At 65.5% G+C, this 17,830-nt stretch carries 13 protein-coding genes; 12 read left to right on the plus strand and 1 reads right to left on the minus strand.

The window, feature by feature from the left end; translation table 11 throughout:
• Nucleotides 1–80 precede the first annotated feature (80 nt).
• The 8 genes from RQH62_RS01645 (at nt 81) to cobA (ending at nt 11,329) form a co-directional block, all read left to right on the plus strand.
• Complete coding sequence (locus tag RQH62_RS01645) at nt 81–662, plus strand: ANTAR domain-containing protein (protein WP_311266995.1); 582 nt, start codon at nt 81–83, stop codon at nt 660–662.
• Entirely contained in the window at nt 659–1,873 is a 1,215-nt protein-coding gene (locus tag RQH62_RS01650) for a CmpA/NrtA family ABC transporter substrate-binding protein (protein ID WP_311266996.1), read from the plus strand. Before RQH62_RS01645 ends, RQH62_RS01650 begins: the two co-directional genes overlap by 4 nt.
• Before the next feature lie 342 nt (nt 1,874–2,215).
• The gene (locus RQH62_RS01655; protein WP_311266997.1) at nt 2,216–3,463 is read left to right on the plus strand and encodes a nitrate/nitrite transporter; all 1,248 of its coding nucleotides are present in this window, start codon (nt 2,216–2,218) and stop codon (nt 3,461–3,463) included.
• Nucleotides 3,464–3,631: 168 nt separating this feature from the next.
• Complete coding sequence (locus tag RQH62_RS01660; protein WP_311266998.1) at nt 3,632–4,840, plus strand: hypothetical protein; 1,209 nt, start codon at nt 3,632–3,634, stop codon at nt 4,838–4,840.
• A gap of 212 nt (nt 4,841–5,052) precedes the next feature.
• Nucleotides 5,053–7,563 (plus strand): nitrite reductase large subunit NirB, encoded by a 2,511-nt coding sequence (gene nirB, locus RQH62_RS01665; RefSeq protein ID WP_311266999.1) that lies wholly within the window; start codon nt 5,053–5,055, stop codon nt 7,561–7,563.
• A 5-nt stretch (nt 7,564–7,568) separates the two neighbouring features.
• On the plus strand, nt 7,569–7,904 hold the full coding sequence (nirD, locus tag RQH62_RS01670) for a nitrite reductase small subunit NirD (protein ID WP_311267000.1): 336 nt from the start codon (nt 7,569–7,571) through the stop codon (nt 7,902–7,904).
• A gap of 46 nt (nt 7,905–7,950) precedes the next feature.
• Entirely contained in the window at nt 7,951–10,560 is a 2,610-nt protein-coding gene (locus RQH62_RS01675) for a molybdopterin-dependent oxidoreductase (RefSeq protein ID WP_311267001.1), read from the plus strand.
• Nucleotides 10,547–11,329, plus strand: coding sequence for a uroporphyrinogen-III C-methyltransferase (gene cobA / locus RQH62_RS01680; RefSeq protein WP_311267002.1), 783 nt, complete (start codon nt 10,547–10,549; stop codon nt 11,327–11,329). The genes RQH62_RS01675 and cobA overlap by 14 nt, the downstream gene beginning before the upstream one ends.
• A gap of 19 nt (nt 11,330–11,348) precedes the next feature.
• On the opposite strand, the gene RQH62_RS01685 is transcribed toward cobA, so the two are convergent.
• Nucleotides 11,349–11,870 carry a molybdenum cofactor guanylyltransferase gene (locus RQH62_RS01685; protein WP_311267003.1) on the minus strand — a complete coding sequence of 174 codons (522 nt, stop codon included), beginning with the start codon at nt 11,868–11,870 and terminating at the stop codon, nt 11,349–11,351.
• Nucleotides 11,871–11,931: 61 nt separating this feature from the next.
• Here RQH62_RS01685 and RQH62_RS01690 point away from each other — a divergent pair, with 61 nt between their 5' ends.
• The 4 genes from RQH62_RS01690 to fdhF all read left to right on the plus strand — a co-directional run bounded on the left by RQH62_RS01690 (nt 11,932) and on the right by fdhF (nt 17,824).
• On the plus strand, nt 11,932–12,834 hold the full coding sequence (locus RQH62_RS01690) for a LysR family transcriptional regulator (RefSeq protein ID WP_311267004.1): 903 nt from the start codon (nt 11,932–11,934) through the stop codon (nt 12,832–12,834).
• 111 nt (nt 12,835–12,945) lie between these two features.
• Nucleotides 12,946–13,398, plus strand: a complete 453-nt coding sequence (locus RQH62_RS01695; RefSeq protein ID WP_311267005.1) for an NAD(P)H-dependent oxidoreductase subunit E — start codon at nt 12,946–12,948, stop codon at nt 13,396–13,398.
• The gene (locus RQH62_RS01700) at nt 13,395–14,981 is read left to right on the plus strand and encodes an NADH-ubiquinone oxidoreductase-F iron-sulfur binding region domain-containing protein (protein ID WP_311267006.1); all 1,587 of its coding nucleotides are present in this window, start codon (nt 13,395–13,397) and stop codon (nt 14,979–14,981) included. Before RQH62_RS01695 ends, RQH62_RS01700 begins: the two co-directional genes overlap by 4 nt.
• A complete protein-coding gene (gene fdhF, locus RQH62_RS01705; RefSeq protein ID WP_311267007.1) occupies nt 14,978–17,824 on the plus strand; it encodes a formate dehydrogenase subunit alpha in 2,847 nt (948 codons plus the stop codon). Before RQH62_RS01700 ends, fdhF begins: the two co-directional genes overlap by 4 nt.
• The last annotated feature ends 6 nt before the right edge of the window (nt 17,825–17,830 follow it).

The following is a 17,830-nucleotide window of genomic DNA, read 5'->3' on the forward strand; positions in this document are numbered from 1 at the left end:
CTCCGCGCCGCCTCCCCTGTCCGCCCGATTGACGCGGCGCAGCATTGGCGTCACTCACGGGGCAAAAGAGGCAAGAGTAGATGCGAATCGTCATCATCGATGACAGCGGGTTGCGGGCGACCGTCCTGGAGGAAGGGCTGCGCGAGGCGGGTTATGACGATATCCATATCGTGCCGCCGCGTGGCGCCTTCGTCGCGCGGCTGGAGCGGATGGCGCCCGACGTGGTGCTGATGGATCTGGGCAGCCCCAGCCGCGATACGCTGGAGGAAATGCTGATCGTCAGCCGCGCGTTGGCCAAGCCGATCGCTATGTTTGTGGACCAGTCCGACGATAGCATGATCGGCGCGGCGATCGATGCGGGCGTGTCGGCCTATGTCGTCGATGGCCTGCGCAAGGAGCGGGTGAGGCCGGTGCTGGAACTGGCGGTACGGCGCTTCAATGCCTTTGCCAAGATACAGGGTGAACTGGACGAGGCCCGCACGGCGCTGTCCGATCGCAAGATCATCGACCGCGCCAAGTCGATCCTGATGAACCAGCGGTCGCTGAGCGAGCAGGATGCCTATGCGCTGTTGCGGTCGAGCGCGATGAACCAAGGCAAGAAGATCGTGGAGGTGGCGCAGGCGCTGATCACCGCCAGCGATTTGCTGGGAGGGGGGCTATGATGACCGAGTTGAAGATCGCCTTCCTGCCGCTGACCGATGCGGCCGTGCTGGTGGCGGCGCAGGAACGGGGCTTTGCCGAGGAAGAGGGGCTGCGGCTGGACCTCATTCGCACGACCAGTTGGGCGACGTTGCGCGACCGGCTGGTCTATGGGCAGGTGCATGGTGCGCAGATGCTGGCGCCATTGGCGGTGGCGGTGACGTTGGGCTTGAGCCAGCAGCCGGCCGCGATCGCCGCGCCCTACAAGCTGGGCGTCAACGGCAATATGCTGGTGATGGCGAGCGATTTCGCCAAGGCGCTGGAGCCGGATGTGGCGGCGCGGCTGGCCGATCCGCTGGGCACGGCGCATGATTTTGCCGCCGCGATCGGGCTGTGGCGGCGCAAGCCGATCATCGGCGTGGTGCATCGTTTTTCCAGCCATAGCCTGATGCTGCGTTACTGGCTGGCGAGTGCGGGGGTGGACCCGGACAAGGATGTTGTGCTGCGCGTGCTGCCGCCGTCGCTGACCGTGGAGGCGATGCGGGCAGGCGAGATTGACGGCTTCATTGCGGGCGAACCCTGGGGCAGCGCGGCGGTCGAGGCCGGGCTGGCCGAGACGGTGGCGATCGGCGAGCGCATCTGGCGGCGCGGTGTGGAGAAGGTGCTGGCCTTCCGCGAAAGCTGGCTGGAAGAGAATCCCGAAACGGTCGATCGGTTGCTGCGCGCGCTGGCGCGGGCGGCGGCGTGGTGCGACGATCCGGCCCATCATGGCACGTTGGCGGACCTGCTGGCCGATCCGCGCTATGTCGATCAGCCGGCCGAGCTGATCGGCCGGGCGCTGAGCGGGCAGATCGTCGCGCGGGCGGGGGAGGCGCCGATCGCCAATCCCGATTTCATGCTGTTCAGCCGGGAGGCGACGTCCTTCCCATGGCGGAGCCAAGCGCTGTGGATCTATTCGCAACTGGTGCGTTGGGGCATGGTGGAGCATGATGCGGTGACCGTGGCGAAGGCGGGCGGGGTGTTTCGGCCGGACGTCTATCGCCGGGCGCTGGCGGACAGTGATGTCCCTATGCCCGGCGCGAGCATGAAGCTGGAAGGCGCGATGGACCTGCCGCTGGCGGTGGGATCGCGCCGGGGCGAACTGACGCTGGGGCCGGATCGCTTCTTCGACGGGCGGGTGTTCGACCCGGAGAAGATCGAGGAATTTCTGGCGAGTTTTGTGCCGGCGCGATGAGCATTAACGTGCCGAGGCAGTTTTTCGTCATGCCAGCGAAGGTTGGTATCTCTCTTCTTCTGGCCTACAGAATTGAAAAGGCAGAGAGATCCCAGCCTTCGCTGGGATGACGAGGGTTGGGGTGTATCGCTGCCCTATTTTGTGCCTTGCAACATGACGCATCTTGCAGGATGATCATGGAGTCGCGCATCGAAGCGCGCTGATCCGGATGTGCTGTCCCAAGGGTGGGATTGCCGTCCTCACCAAATTTCGCAGCAAAGCCGCTGACCGGACTTACCGATGGGGTAACGTCCGGCCTGCGGCTTTTTTCGTGTCCATTTTCCATCTATTGGGGGACGTAGCATGGCAACCGCTTATTGGGATCGCGAAGGACAGGAGGCCGAACCGGCCGCGCCCGCGACCAGCTTTTGGAAGGCCGGCCATATGCCGACCTTGATCGCCGCCTTTCTCTATTTCGACCTTGCCTTCATGGTGTGGGTGCTGCTGGGGCCGCTGGCCCCGATGATTTCCAAGACGCTGATGCTGACGCCGGCCGAAAAGGGGCTGATGGTCGCCACGCCGACGCTGGCCGGTGCGCTGCTGCGCGTGGTCAACGGGTTGCTGGTCGACCGGATCGGCCCGAAGCGGTCGGGTGCGATCAGCCAGATCATCGTGATTGCCGGGCTGTTCACGGCCTGGGCGATGGGGGTCAACAGCTTTGGCGGGACGCTGGCGCTGGGCGTGATATTGGGCTTCGCGGGTGCCAGCTTCGCGATCGCGCTGCCGCTGGCGAGCCGCTGGTATCCGGCCGAGCATCAGGGCAAGGCGATGGGTCTGGCCGGCATGGGCAATAGCGGCACGGTGCTGGCGTCGCTGTTCGCGCCGATGCTGGCCAAGCTGTTCGGCTGGAACGCCGTGCTGGGGCTGGCCTGTATTCCGCTCAGCATCGTGTTCGTCATCTATATGATCATGGCCAAGGATGCGCCCAACGCGCCCGCGCCCAAGAAGATGATCGACTATTTCGAGCCGCTGAAGCAGGGCGACGCCTGGTGGCTGATGGGGCTATATTCCGTGACGTTCGGCGGGTTTGTGGGTCTGGCTGCGTCCTTGCCCATCTATTTCACCGACCAGTTCGGCCTGACACCGATCATCGCGGGGTACTGCACCGCCGGCTGCGTGTTCGCCGGGTCGCTGGTGCGGCCGATGGGTGGCGCGCTGGCCGACAAGATCGGCGGCGTGAAGACGCTGACCATGGTGCTGATCGTGGCGGCGCTGGCGCTGGCGGGCGTATCCTATGCCACCACGCTGGTCGGCGCGCTGGGCTTCTTCGTGCTGGCGATGTTGGCGCTGGGTACGGGCAATGGGTCGGTGTTTCAACTGGTGCCGCAGCGGTTTCAGGCGGAAATCGGCGTGATGACGGGGCTGGTCGGCATGGCCGGGGGCATTGGCGGCTTCTACCTTGCCAGTTCGCTGGGGCTGGCCAAGCAGATGACCGGCAGCTTTGCGCCGGGCTTCCTGATCTTTGCAGGGCTGGCGCTGGTGGCGCTGGCGGGCCTGACGCTGGTGAAGGCCAGGTGGCGCGCCACCTGGACCAGCGGCGCACGCATCTGAGGGGTGGAGAGGAGGGCGGCGGCATGGACCGTCGCCCCAATCCAATCGCTTAACGCCGTTCGGTTTGAATAGGAGCCAAAGGCTTCGCTGTGCTCAGCCATGTCCTTCGACTTCGCTCAGGACGAACGGATGTAGCTGGCAATCTCGTCCGAGGGGGGACGATTTCTCATGAAGATATTATGTGCATCGGCGGCCGTGCTGGCTGTCGCGGGGCCGGCTTGTGCCCAAGACATCAGCTTGAAGCCGGTTGCCGAAGCGCGGTTGCGCTATGAGCATGTCGATCAGGATGGGGTGGCACAGGAGACGGCCGACGCGCTGACCGTGCGCGCCCGTGCTGGCTTGACCGCATCGGCCGGGGCGTTGTCGGCGACGATCGTGGGGCAGGGGACGCTGGCCATCGTCGATGACTATTATGACGGGCTGAATGGTGCGGCCACGCGGCCGATCGTCGCCGATCCGCAAAATGTCGCGCTCTATATCGCCCAGCTGCAATATAAGACGAAGGCGCTGACGCTGACGGGCGGACGGCAGAAGATCGCGCTGGATGACGAGCGGTTTGTGGGCAATGTCGCCTTTCGCGACAATGCGCAGACCTTCGACGCGGTGCGCGCTGAACTGACCCCGGCCAAGGGGCTGAAGCTGGATGTCGCCTGTGCCTGGAGCGTGCGCACCATCTGGGGCTTTCAGGGTAAAGGCGTGCGGCAACAGGCCGTGAGCGGGGACAATATTCTGGCGAACCTGTCCTATGCCACGCCGGTCGGCACGCTGACCGGTTTTGCCTATCTGGTGGATCAGGATGAGGCGGCGGTGCAGGCATTTCGCTTTTCGAGCCAGACCTATGGTGTGCGGCTGGCGGGGGCGCGGCCTTTGTCCAAGGCCGCGAAGATCAGCTATCAGCTCAGCTATGCGCGCCAGTCCGATTATCACAGCAATCCCAATGATTATGGGGCGGATTACTGGCTGGCCGATGCGACGCTCGACGTGAGGGGATGGAAATTAAATGGCGGCTACGAGGTGCTGGGGGCCAGCAGCGGTGCCGCCTTCACCAGTTTTCAGACGCCGCTCGGCACCAATTTCAAATTTCAGGGCTGGGCCGACAAATTCCTGACGACGCCGGCTAATGGCATACGCGACCTTTATGTCGGTGGCGGCTATGGCTGGAAGCAGATGGGGCCGCTGATCGGCGTGGCGCTGGCGGCGAGCTGGCACCGGTTCGACAGCGACCGGCTGGACCAGCATTATGGTAATGAAATCGACCTTCTCGCGTCCGCGAAGGCGGGGAAGACGGCGCTGTCGTTGCGCTATGCCCATTATGAGGCAAAGGCGATGGCGACCGACACGGACAAAGTCTGGGTGCAGGCGGACTGGTCCATCTGATTGAAAAAGCATGAGAGGAATCGCTTGAGTGGTCGGGCGATTCCCCATATGCTGCACTGCAAGGAACAAGGATGTTCCGCTCACATAGCCGCAACGGTTCAGGGTAGAACGGTCAAGGCGCGATATGATGGCAAAGCCGCCATCCTGACTCTCGGAAGCGAAAAGCTCCGGGGGTCAGGATGGCGGCTTTTTTGGTTTCTGGAGTCACGGGGATGGAATTTCAGATCGGAACAACCGAGCCGGTGGTGGATAGCGGGGACGATATCCGCGTGCCGACCGACGATGTGCGGGAACATCTGGTGGTCGTGGGCAACGGCATGGCCGGTTGCCGCGCGGTCGAGGAACTGCTGGCACGCGATGCGGGGCGCTATCGCGTCACCATCTTCGGCGCCGAGCCTTATGTGAACTATAACCGCATCATGCTGTCGCCAGTGCTGGCGGGGGAGAAGACGTTCGAGCAGATCGTCATCAACGACCGCGCCTGGTATGACGATAATGACATCGACCTGATCGCGGGCGATCCGGTGACGGCGATCGACCGCGACGCCAAGCGCGTCACGGCGCAGAGCGGACGCAGCGTCCATTATGACAAGCTGCTGATCGCGACCGGTTCCGACCCGTTCATCATCCCGGTGCCGGGCAAGAATCTGCCCGGCGTCATCAGCTTCCGCGACATGAAGGATGTCGACACCATGCTGGCGGCGGCCGATCAGGGTGGCGCGGCGGTGGTGATCGGTGGGGGGCTGCTGGGGCTGGAAGCGGCGCATGGCCTGACCCTGCGCGGCATGAAGGTGACGGTGATCCACCTGATGGACACGCTGATGGAGCGGCAGCTCGACGAAGCGGCGGGCTGGCTGCTCAAGAGTGCGCTGGAAGGGCGCGGCCAGACCATCCTGACCGGCGCCAACACCGAAGCGATCTACGGCGACGGCAAGGTCGAGGGCGTCCGCCTGAAGGACGGCCGCGAGATTCCGGCGAGCCTCGTCGTCATGGCGGTGGGCATCCGCCCCGCGACCGCGCTGGCGCGCGAAGCCGGGCTGGAGGTCAATCGCGGCATCAAGGTCGACGACCATATGGTGACGAGCGACCCCGATGTCCTCGCGGTCGGCGAATGCGTCGAGCATGACGGCAATGTCTACGGCTTGGTCGCGCCGCTATGGGACATGTGCCGCAGTCTGGCCGATGGCCTGACCGACCAACATAGCGGCTATAAGGGGTCGGTCACTTCGACCAAGCTGAAGGTCGCGGGTCTGGACGTTTTCTCCGCCGGTGATTTCTCGGGCGGCGAGGGCTGCGAGGATATCGTCCTGCGCGACGCCTCGCGCGGCGTCTACAAGCGCGTCATCGTCAAGGACGACCGGATCGTCGGCGCGGTGCTCTATGGCGATACCGTCGATGGCGGCTGGTATTTCGACATGCTCAAACGCGAGGAGGATGTCGCCGACATTCGCGACCTGCTGATCTTCGGTCAGGCCTTCGCCTCGGGAGGAGGCGCGCTGGACCCTAAGGTGGCCGTTGCGGCGCTCTCGGACGATGCCGAGATTTGCGGCTGCAACGGCGTCAGCAAGGGTCAGGTCGTTGCTTGCATCGAAGCGGGCAATTGCAGCCTCGACGCCGTCCGCGCCACCTGCAAGGCGTCGGCCAGTTGCGGCAGTTGCACCGGCCTCGTTGAAAATCTGCTGGCCGTGGTGCTGGGCGACGATGTGAAGTCCGGGCCGAAGACGATGTGCAAATGCACCAGCTTCACCCATGACGATGTCCGCCGGGAGATCGTGGCGCAGAATATGCGCTTCATCCCCGAGGTCATGCAGTTGCTGCACTGGTCGACGCCGGACGGTTGCTCCTCCTGCCGCCCCGCGCTGAACTATTATCTGCTCTGCGCGCTGCCCGGTGAATATCAGGACGATCAGCAGAGCCGTTTCGTCAACGAACGGATGCACGCCAATATTCAGAAGGACGGCACCTATTCCGTCGTCCCGCGCATGTGGGGCGGCCTGACCAACCCGCGCGAACTGCGCGCCATCGCCGACGTGGTCGAGAAGTTCAACGCGCCGATGGTGAAGGTCACCGGCGGCCAGCGGCTCGACATCTTCGGCATCAAAAAGGAAGATTTGCCCGCCGTCTGGGCCGACCTCAATGCCGCGGGCATGGTGTCGGGCCATGCCTATGGCAAGTCGCTGCGCACGGTGAAGACCTGCGTCGGCTCCGAATGGTGCCGTTTCGGCACGCAGGATTCGACCGGCCTTGGCGTCAGGATCGAGCGCATGACCTGGGGGTCGTGGATGCCCCACAAGTTCAAGATCGCGGTGTCGGGCTGTCCCCGCAACTGCGCCGAAGCGACGATCAAGGATTTCGGCGTGGTCTGCGTGGACTCGGGCTATGAACTGCATGTCGGCGGCAATGGCGGCATTCATGTCCGCGCCACCGACCTGCTGTGCAAGGTCGCGACCGAGCAGGAGGCGATGGATTATTGCGCCGCCTTCACCCAGCTCTATCGCGAGGAAGCGCGCTATCTGGAGCGCACCGCGCCTTGGATCGAGCGCGTCGGCGTCGACTATATCAAGCAGCGGATCGTAGAGGACGATGCAGGCCGCGAGGCGCTGCGCGCGCGCTTCCTCTATTCGCAGAGCTTCTCTCAGGAAGACCCATGGGCAGAGCGTGCCGCCGGCCAGCATGCCGAACTGCACCAGCCTCTCGCCCCCATCGCCATCGCTGCGGAGTAACCCCCATGACCGACTGGATCGACATCGGAACGCTGGCCGACATTCCCCAGCGCGGCGCCCGCACGGTACAGATTGGCGGCGAGAAGGAAATCGCGGTGTTCCGCACCGGCGACGACCATGTCTTCGCGCTGGTCAATGAATGCCCGCACAAGAAGGGGCCGCTCAGTCAGGGCATCGTCCATGGTCACAGCGTCGCCTGTCCGCTGCACAATTGGAACATCGCCCTGAAGACGGGCGAGGCGCAGGGCGCGGACGAGGGCTGCACGCCGACTATCGCGGTCAGGCAGGAGGGCGGTCGCATCCTGATCGCGCGGCCGGCGGCCATGAAGGCGGCGGCGTGAGGAGAGGGGACTATTCTCCCCTCCCTTTCAAGGGAGGGGCTATAATATGGTAGATGCCATCCGCACCACCTGCGCCTATTGTGGCGTTGGCTGCGGCATTTCGGCCACGCCGACCGGGCCGCGATCGGTGGTCATCAAGGGGGACGAGGCGCATCCGGCCAATGGCGGGCGCCTCTGTTCCAAGGGCACGCATCTGGGCGAAACCGTCGGCCTGACCGGCCGGCTGCTGCATCCGATGGTCGGAGCCAAGCGGGCCAGCTGGGACAAGGCGCTGGATCTGGTGGCGAAGAAGTTTCGCGAAACCGTCGACCGCCACGGTCCCGACAGCGTCGCCTTCTATGTCTCGGGCCAGTTGCTGACCGAGGATTATTATGTCGCCAACAAGCTGATGAAGGGCTTCATCGGTTCGGCCAATATCGACACCAATAGCCGCCTCTGCATGTCGAGCGCCGTCGCCGGGCATAACCGGGCGTTCGGCGAGGATATTGTGCCCGCCACCTATGGCGATCTGGAGGAAGCGGACCTCATTGTACTGGTCGGGTCCAATACCGCATGGTGTCACCCGATCGTCTATCAGCGCATACAGGCGGCCCGCGCCGCGCGCGGCACGAAGCTGGTAGTGATTGATCCGCGTCGCACCGAAACCTGCGAGGGCGCCGACCTGCATCTGCCGGTCAAGCCGGGCACTGACGTCGCGCTGATGAACGGTCTGCTGGCATGGTGTGAGGCGCAGGGCATCACCGACCCGGCCTTCGTTGCCGATCATGTAAACGCGTCCGAAGGCTTCTGGGAGCATATCCGCACCGGCCACGATCTCTGGACCACGGCGAAAACCTGCGACATCGCGCCCGCTTTGCTGGAGCAGTTCTACACGCTGTTCGCCGCGACCCCGCGCACCGTCACTCTGTTCAGCCAGGGCATCAACCAGTCGATCCGTGGCACCGATCAGGTCAACGCGATCATCAACGTCCACCTCGCCACCGGCCGGATCGGCAAGCCGGGCGCGGCGCCCTTCTCGATCACCGGCCAGCCCAATGCCATGGGCGGGCGCGAAGTCGGCGGCCTCGCTTCGACGCTGGCCGCACACATGGACTTCGCCCCGGAGAATGTCGCGCGCGTCGGCCGCTTCTGGGCCGCGCCGCGCGTGGCGACCAGGCCGGGCCTGAAGGCTGTCGACCTGTTCCGCGCGATCAACGAAGGCCGGATCAAGGCGCTGTGGATCATGGCGACCAACCCCGCCGTCTCGCTGCCCGACGCGGGCCGTGTGCGCGAGGCTCTGGAGTCGATCCCCTTTCTGGTCGTGTCGGACATCATGGCCGATACCGACAGCTCTACCCATGCTCATGTGCGCCTGCCCGCCGCCGGATGGGGCGAGAAAGACGGTACCGTCACCAACAGCGATCGCACCGTCAGCCGGCAGCGCCCCTTTCTGGCGCTGCCGGGCGAGGCGAAGCCCGACTGGTGGATCGTCAAGGAGGTCGGCCGCCGCATGGGCTGGCAGAGCGCTTTCGCCTATGACCGGCCCGCCGACATCTGGCGCGAACATGCGCGCCTGACCGCCTATCAGAATGACGGGCAGCGGCTGCTCAACCTGCGCAGCCACGCCACCATCGGCAATGACGCCTATGAGGCGATGGAGAGTTTCCGCTGGGGCGGCGCGCCCTTCGCCGATGGGCGTTTCCCGACGCCCGACGGCAAGGCGCGGCTGGTGCTGACGAAACAGATGGATGTGCAGGGGCCGCTGCGCGACTGGCCGATGACGCTCAACACTGGCCGCTATCGCGACCAGTGGCACACGATGACGCGCACCGGCCTCGCGCCCAAGCTGGCCCGGCATCGCGAGGAGCCTCTGGTGGAGATCCACCCGCAGGACGCCGAGTTGCTGGGCATCGCCGATCGCGATCTGGCACGGGTGCAGACGGCGCAGGGCAATAGCATCTTCCGCGTCGCTTATAGCGACGGCCAGCGGCGCGGCGAGATCTTCACCCCGATCCACTGGACCGACCAGATATCGAGCGGGGGGCGTACCGGCTTGCTGCCGCGCCCGCTGGTCGATCCCCATTCGGGCCAGCCCGGCTTCAAATCGACCCCGGCCAGCGTCGAGCGGGTCGCGACCGAGTGGAAGGGCTTCCTGATCCTGCGCGGGCAGGAGCCGGTGAAGCTTCCTTGCCTCTGGGCGACGAAGGTGGCGGTGCCGGGCGGCGCGCTCTACGAGATGGCCGGCAACGGCGATGCGGCGCGGCTGGAGGCCTGCCTGCCCAAAGGCGAGCGGGTCGAAGCGATCGACCAGACGCGCGGCAGCCGCCGGATCGCCATCATCCGCGACGGAAAGCTGGTGGCGGTGCTGTTCGTGACGCGCACCGGCCTGCTGCCCTCGCGCGACTGGCTGATCGGCCAGCTGGCGGTCGAGGGCGTTGGCGCGACCGTGCTGGCCGCGCGCGGGCCGGGCAGCCAGCCGGACAAGGGCGCGACCATCTGCGTCTGCTTCGACATCGGCCTCAACCAGATCGTCGCCGCCATCCGCGACCAGCAACTGGTCGATGTGCCCGCTGTCGGCAAGGCGCTGGGCGCCGGCACCAATTGCGGATCGTGCCGTCCCGCCATCGCCAACATTCTCGCTCAAACCACGCAGGAGACGCTCCATGCAGCCGAATGACCTGATCGCGCCCGGTGAAGTCTGGCTGGTCGGCGCAGGACCGGGCGACCCGGAGCTGTTGACCCGCAAGGCCGAAAAGCTGATCGCGGCGGCGGAGATCGTCTTCTACGACGCGCTGGTCGGGCCGGGCGTGCTCGACCTGATCCCTGCGGGCGTGGAGCGGGTCAGCGTCGGCAAGCGGTCTGGCCGCCATTCGAAGGCGCAGGAGAGCATCAATGACCTGCTGCTCGCCACGGCGAAGGCGGGCAGGCGCGTCGTGCGCCTCAAGGGCGGCGACCCCTCGGTCTTCGGCCGTTCGGCGGAGGAAATGGAGCATCTGGCGGCCGATGGGGTGCGCTTTCGCATCTGCCCCGGCATCACCACGGCCAGCGCGGCGGCGGCGAGCGGCAGCGCCTCGCTCACCCTGCGCGGCGTGGCGCGCGGACTGACCCTGGTGACGGCGCATCTCAAGGCCGGCGAACCGCTCAAGCTCGACTGGGAAGCGCTGGCCCGGCCGGGCGGCACGCTCGGCATCTATATGGGCCGTGCGGCGGCGGGGGAGATCAGCCGCAACCTGATCGCCGCAGGCCGTGACCCCGGAACGCCGGTGATGGTGGCGGTCAATGTCTCGCTGTCCAATGAACGGCTGATCCGCGGCAAGCTGTCCGCGCTCGCCTTTCTGGTGGCGACGATCAGCGACGAAGACCCGACCCTGCTGCTGATCGGCGAGGCGGTGGCGGGCACGCATTGCCCGGCCGAGATCGCGGCGGGAGAGGCGCTCACGCTTTAACTGACGGAGGTGGGCGCGATCAGGCCAGCGCCACCAGATCCTCCGGCCGGTTGATGTTGGGCAGGACCAGTTCGGGCATCTTCACCACCCGTGCATGGATGCGGTCGAGCCAGCCATGGATGGACCGGCTATTCTCCTCGCCCAGATGCGCGTCCAGCTCGAACGCCAGCGTAGCGGGCCACCAACCGAGAAGTTGCTGGCCGTGCAGGATCGCGGCCGTGTCGCCGATCAGCGCGGCGGGCAGGTCAACGGGGTAGAAGGGCATGTCGCAGCCGGTCGTCAGCACGCCGGTAAATTCATGGCTCAACGCATGATGCAGCGCCGCGTTGAGGCCGCCCAACGGGCCCATATCGGCATGGGGGCGATCCGCCAGGCCGCCTTCCCGGCCGCAGATCATAACCTTCGTCACATGCGGCGCCAGCCCCGCCATCGCGTGCTCGAGCAATGTCCGTCCATCCAGCAGCGCCATCGCCTTGTCGCTGCCGAAGCGGCTGGAGCGCCCGCCGGCCAGCACCGCGCCCAATATCGGTCCCTTGCGCATATGCGCCTCCCGTCATAGCTCTCCTCTATCAAGGAGCGCAGCGGCGCAGTATAGCAGCTTTATGCAGACCCGCCTTGTCGAATATTTTCTGGCGCTGGAGCGAGAGGGGCATTTCGCGCGCGCGGCGGCGCATTGCAACGTGTCGCAGCCCACGCTGTCGGCGGGCATCGCGGCGCTGGAGGCGCAGCTGGGCAAGCGCCTCATCCGGCGGGATCGCAAATATGCCGGGCTGACGGCGGAGGGCGAGGCGATTCTGCCCTGGGCGCGGCAGCTGGTCGCGGCGGCCGATGCGCTGGGGCAGGCGGCGGAAACGGCGCGCGGGCCGCTGAAGGGGGAGTTGCGGCTGGGCGCGATCCCGGCGGCGATGCCCGCGATCGGCTGTCTCGCCGAAGCGATGCTGGCCCGCTATCCGGGACTGAATATTTCGGTGCGGGCGCTGACATCGCGCCAGATCGAGCGGGAGTTGGCGGCGTTCGAACTGGACGCGGGGCTGACCTATCTGGATTTCGAGCCGCCTGCCCATGCCCTGTCGGTGCCGCTCTATGTCGAGCGGACGATGCTGGTGAGCGCGGTCGGGGGCGTGGTGGTTCCCGATGTGATCGACTGGGCCGATCTGGCGCGTTTGCCGCTATGCCTGTTGCATCAGGGGATGCAGAATCGACGGATATTGGACGCACGGCTGGCCGAGCGGGGGCTGGCGTTGCGGCCGCTGGTGACGGCGGATAGCTATGTCGCGCTGCTGGGACTGGTGCAGCAGGGGCGGCTCTGTTCGATCATACCGGATAGCCATGCGACCTTGCTCAACGGGCTGAACTGGGCACGGACGCATGCGATGCCGGACACGGAGGAAGGCAGTCGGGTGGGCGTGATCGTTTCCGACAGCGCGCCGATGGGGCCGCTGGCACAGGCGGTGCTGGCAGTGGCGCGATCGCTGCGTCTTCCGCCGGGCTTCCGGACCTATTGATAGAGTTTTCCTATCAGCCATTGCGGGCTTCGATTTGACGCTGACCCGGCGCGCGCGCAGGATCATGCGCAAAATCAGCCGCAAAAGGCAGGCCAGAAGGCAAGGGTAGAGATGGAAGATTTTGTCACGGAGTGGACCGCGCGCCATGGCGCGACGCGCGACCGGCTGTTGCCGTTGCTCCATGCGATGCAGGAAGAGGCGGGCTATATCGATGATGCGCTGGTCCCGGCGATCGCCAAGGCGCTGAACCTCAGCCGGGCCGATGTGCATGGCGTCATCACTTTCTACCATGATTTTCGCCGTACCGCGCCGGGGCGGCATGTGGTGAAGCTGTGCCGGGCGGAAAGCTGTAAGGCGCGCGGTGGCGCGGCGATCGAGGCGGCAGCGGCGCAAAGGCTGGGCGTGGCGATGGGCGAGGTGCGGGCCGACGGGCAGGTGGCGCTGGAGCCGGTCTATTGCCTGGGCCTGTGCGCAATCGGCCCCAATGCGCTGGTCGACGGGCGGCCAGTGGCGCGGATCGATGCGGCGGCGCTGGAGCGGATCGCGCTGGAGGTGGCGGCATGAGCCGGGTCTTCATCAGCCGCGATATGGCATCAGTGGCGCTGGGCGCGGACGATGTGGCGCGTGCCTTTGCCGAGGCGGGGTGCCAGGTGGTGCGCACCGGATCGCGTGGGTTGTTTAGCATCGAGCCTCTGGTCGAGGTGGAGACGGAGGCAGGGCGGATCGGGTTCGGGCCGGTCGGGCCGGAGGATGTGGCGGCGGTGCTGGATGGCAGTCACGCCAATCGGTTGGGTCGGATCGCGGATCTGCTTTTCTTTGTGGGGCAGCAGCGTTTCACCTTTGCCCGCTGTGGCGTCATCGATCCGGTCGACCTCTCCGACTATGCCGCGCATGGCGGCTGGCTGGGGCTGGAGAAGGCGCGGGCGTTGTCCCCGCAACAGGTGGTCGATGCGGTCAAGGCGTCGGGCCTGCGCGGGCGGGGCGGAGCGGGCTTTCCCACCGGGATCAAGTGGCAGACGGTGCTGGATGCGCCCGCTGGCGACAAATATATCGTCTGCAACGCCGACGAGGGCGATAGCGGCACCTTTGCCGACCGGATGCTGATGGAGGGCGACCCCTTCTGCCTGATCGAGGGTATGGCGATCGCCGCCCATGTAGTCGGCGCGGGCCATGGCTATATCTATATCCGGTCCGAATATCCGTTCTGCATCGCGACGATGCGGGCGGCGATCGAGGCGTCGGCGCATCTGGTCGCGCCGTTCGTGCTGGAGGTGCGCGAGGGCGCGGGCGCCTATGTCTGCGGCGAGGAGACGGCGCTGCTCGACAGTATCGAGGGCAAGCGTGGGCAGGTGCGCGCCAAGCCGCCGCTGCCGGCCTTGCAGGGGCTGTTCGGCCGGCCGACCGTCATCAACAATGTGCTGTCGCTGGCGGCGGTGCCGTTCATCATGGCCGAGGGGGCGGATGCCTATGCGGCGGTTGGTTTCGGCCGGTCGCGCGGGACGATGCCGGTGCAACTGGCTGGCAATGTGCGGCATGGCGGGCTGTACGAGATCGGTTTCGGCATCACGCTGGGCGAACTGGTAAACGCGATTGGCGGCGGCACGGCGAGTGGCCGGCCGGTGCGCGCGGTGCAGGTGGGCGGGCCGCTGGGCGCCTATTTTCCGCCGAGCATGTTTCATCTGCCTTTCGACTATGAGGCGTTCGCGCAGGCGGGCGGGCTGATTGGTCATGCGGGTATCACGGTGTTCGACGATAGTGTCGACATGGCGCATATGGCGCGTTTTGCGATGGAATTTTGTGCTGCGGAAAGCTGCGGCAAATGTACGCCCTGCCGGATCGGATCGACGCGCGGGGTGGAGATCATGGATCGGATTATCGGGGCGCGGCCGGGAGCTGAAGAAAAGAGAGATCCCAGCCTTCGCTGGGATGACGGGGTGTTGGGCAAGGCGCTCTATTCCCGCTCTCCCGATCGGATCGACGTGTCGATTGACGCGCAGACCAGTCTTTTGCGCGATCTGGCCGATACGATGAAATATGGGTCGCTCTGCGCGCTGGGGGGCTTCACACCCTATCCGGTGCTGAGCGCGCTCGACTATTTTCCTGAGGATTTCGGCGCGGATGCGCCCGTGAAGGAGGCCGCGGAATGAGCTTTTCCCGCGAAACCGACCATGGCACGCCGCCCGCGCTCGCCACCGGCAAGAGCGTCACCCTGACCATTGATGGGCAGAGCGTGACCTTGCCCGAAGGCACCAGCATCATGCGCGCGGCGTCCTTGCTGGGCGGTTCCATACCGAAACTCTGCGCCACCGACAGTGTCGAGAGTTTCGGTTCCTGCCGTCTCTGTCTGGTCGAGGTGGAGGGGCGCAACGGCTATCCCGCATCCTGCACCACGCCGGTCGCCGAAGGCATGGTGGTGCGCACCCAGACCGACCGGCTGAAACAGCTGCGGCGCGGGGTGATGGAGCTCTATATTTCCGATCATCCGCTCGATTGCCTGACCTGCGGCGCCAATGGTGACTGCGAATTGCAGGATCAGGCCGGGGCCGTGGGCCTCCGCGATGTGCGCTATGGCTATGATGGCGCGACCAATATGGGGCAGGCGAAGGACCAGTCGAACCCCTATTTCGATTTCGATCCCAGCAAGTGCATCGTCTGTTCGCGCTGCGTGCGGGCGTGCGAGGAGGTGCAGGGCACCTTCGCGCTGACGATCGAGAGTAAAGGGTTCGAGTCTAAGGTTTCGCCGTCGCAGGGCGAGGATTTTCTGGGGTCGGAATGCGTGTCCTGCGGGGCGTGCGTGCAGGCCTGTCCGACCGCGTCGCTGATTGAGAAGAAGGTGGTGGAGACGGGCACGCCCGACCGCGCCGTCGTCACCACCTGCGCCTATTGCGGGGTTGGTTGCACCTTCCGCGCGGAAATGCGGGGCGAAGAACTGGTGCGGATGGTGCCGTGGAAGGACGGCAAGGCCAATCGCGGTCATAGCTGCGTCAAGGGGCGCTTCGCCTGGGGCTATGCCCAGCATCAGGACCGTATCCTCAATCCTATGATCCGCGCGTCGGTGAGCGAACCGTGGCGCGAAGTGTCGTGGGACGAGGCGATCGCCCATACCGCGAGCGAGTTCCGGCGGATACAGAGGAGATATGGCACCCGCTCGATCGGTGGGATCACGTCGAGCCGCTGCACCAACGAAGAAACCTTTCTGGTTCAAAAATTGATCCGGCAGGGGTTCGGCAATAATAATGTCGATACCTGCGCGCGCGTCTGCCACTCGCCGACCGGCTATGGCCTGAGCCAGACCTTCGGCACGTCGGCGGGGACGCAGGATTTCGACAGCGTGATGCAGGCGGACGTCATCCTCGTCATCGGTGCCAATCCGACCGATGGCCATCCGGTGTTCGCCAGCCGCATGAAGAAAAGGCTGCGGCAGGGCGCGAAGCTGATCGTCATCGATCCGCGCCGCACCGATCTGGTCCAGTCGCCTCACATTGCGGCGGAACATCATCTGCCGCTGCGGCCCGGCACCAATGTCGCGATGCTGACGGCGATCGCCCATGTGGTCGTGACCGAGAAGCTATATGACGAAGCCTTCATCCGGGAACGGTGCGACTGGGACGAGTTCCAGGACTGGGCGGAGTTCGTGTCGGAACCCGCGCGCTCGCCCGAGGCGATCGAGCCGCTGACGGGCGTGAAGGCGCAGGATGTGCGGGCGGCCGCGCGGCTCTATGCCACCGGGGGCAATGGCGCGATCTATTATGGGCTGGGCGTCACCGAACATAGCCAAGGCTCCTCGACCGTCATGGCCATCGCCAACCTCGCGATGGCGACAGGCAATGTCGGGCGCGAAGGCGTGGGCGTGAACCCGCTGCGGGGGCAGAATAATGTGCAGGGTGCCTGCGACATGGGCAGCTTCCCGCATGAGTTCAGCGGTTATCGCCATGTGTCGGACGATGTCACGCGCGGGCTGTTCGAGCGGACATGGGGCGTTGCGCTGGACGCGGAACCGGGGCTGCGCATCCCCAATATGCTGGACGCCGCGACCGATGGCACGTTCAAGGGGCTGTTCGTGCAGGGTGAGGATATTCTCCAGTCCGACCCCAATACGCACCATGTCGCGGCGGGGCTGGCGGCGATGGAATGCGTGGTGGTGCAGGATCTGTTCCTCAACGAAACCGCGAATTATGCGCATATCTTCCTGCCCGGATCGACCTTTCTGGAGAAGGATGGCACCTTCACCAATGCCGAGCGGCGCATCCAGCGCGTGCGCAAGGTGATGGCGCCGCTCAATGGCTATGCGGACTGGGAGATCGTGCAGCTGGTGGCGCAGGCCATGGGGCTGGACTGGCATTATAGCCATCCGTCGCAGATCATGGATGAGATTGCGGCGCTCACGCCGACCTTTGCCGGCGTGCATTATGACCGGCTGGAGGCGGAAGGATCGCTGCAATGGCCGGCCAATGACGCCGCGCCGGACGGCACGCCGACCATGCACATTGACGGCTTCGTCCGGGGGAAGGGCAAATTCGTCGTCACCGACTATGTGCCGACCGACGAGAAGACCGGGCCGCGCTTCCCGTTGCTCCTGACCACCGGGCGTATATTGTCCCATTATAATGTCGGCGCGCAGACGCGGCGGACGGCCAATACTGCCTGGCATCCGGAGGACCGGCTGGAAATGCACCCGAGCGATGCCGACAACCGGGGCCTGAAGGATGGCGACTGGGTGACGCTGCGCAGCCGGGCGGGAGAGACGACGCTGCGGGTGCTGGTGACCGAAAGGGTGGCGCCGGGCGTGGTCTATACGACCTTCCACCATCCCGAAACGCAGGCCAATGTCATCACCACCGACTATTCGGACTGGGCCACCAATTGCCCCGAATATAAGGTGACAGCGGTGCAGGTGATGGCGTCCAACGGTCCGAGCGACTGGCAACAGGATTATGCGCAGCAGGCGCGCAATAGTCGCCGCATCGCGCCACTGGAAGCGGCGGAATAGGCGGGG

Origin of the sequence: Sphingobium sp. WCS2017Hpa-17 (assembly GCF_031843765.1) — a bacterium.
Lineage (GTDB): Bacteria > Pseudomonadota > Alphaproteobacteria > Sphingomonadales > Sphingomonadaceae > Sphingobium.

What these genes read in the sequence shown, in the direction of transcription:
- RQH62_RS01645 (WP_311266995.1), top strand. Translation starts at nt 81, where the DNA reads ATGCGAATCGTCATCATCGATGACAGCGGGTTGCGGGCGACCGTCCTG.
- RQH62_RS01650 (WP_311266996.1), top strand. Translation starts at nt 659, where the DNA reads ATGATGACCGAGTTGAAGATCGCCTTCCTGCCGCTGACCGATGCGGCC.
- RQH62_RS01655 (WP_311266997.1), top strand. Translation starts at nt 2,216, where the DNA reads ATGGCAACCGCTTATTGGGATCGCGAAGGACAGGAGGCCGAACCGGCC.
- RQH62_RS01660 (WP_311266998.1), top strand. Translation starts at nt 3,632, where the DNA reads ATGAAGATATTATGTGCATCGGCGGCCGTGCTGGCTGTCGCGGGGCCG.
- nirB (WP_311266999.1), top strand. Translation starts at nt 5,053, where the DNA reads ATGGAATTTCAGATCGGAACAACCGAGCCGGTGGTGGATAGCGGGGAC.
- nirD (WP_311267000.1), top strand. Translation starts at nt 7,569, where the DNA reads ATGACCGACTGGATCGACATCGGAACGCTGGCCGACATTCCCCAGCGC.
- RQH62_RS01675 (WP_311267001.1), top strand. Translation starts at nt 7,951, where the DNA reads ATGGTAGATGCCATCCGCACCACCTGCGCCTATTGTGGCGTTGGCTGC.
- cobA (WP_311267002.1), top strand. Translation starts at nt 10,547, where the DNA reads ATGCAGCCGAATGACCTGATCGCGCCCGGTGAAGTCTGGCTGGTCGGC.
- RQH62_RS01685 (WP_311267003.1), bottom strand. Translation starts at nt 11,870, where the DNA reads ATGCGCAAGGGACCGATATTGGGCGCGGTGCTGGCCGGCGGGCGCTCC.
- RQH62_RS01690 (WP_311267004.1), top strand. Translation starts at nt 11,932, where the DNA reads ATGCAGACCCGCCTTGTCGAATATTTTCTGGCGCTGGAGCGAGAGGGG.
- RQH62_RS01695 (WP_311267005.1), top strand. Translation starts at nt 12,946, where the DNA reads ATGGAAGATTTTGTCACGGAGTGGACCGCGCGCCATGGCGCGACGCGC.
- RQH62_RS01700 (WP_311267006.1), top strand. Translation starts at nt 13,395, where the DNA reads ATGAGCCGGGTCTTCATCAGCCGCGATATGGCATCAGTGGCGCTGGGC.
- fdhF (WP_311267007.1), top strand. Translation starts at nt 14,978, where the DNA reads ATGAGCTTTTCCCGCGAAACCGACCATGGCACGCCGCCCGCGCTCGCC.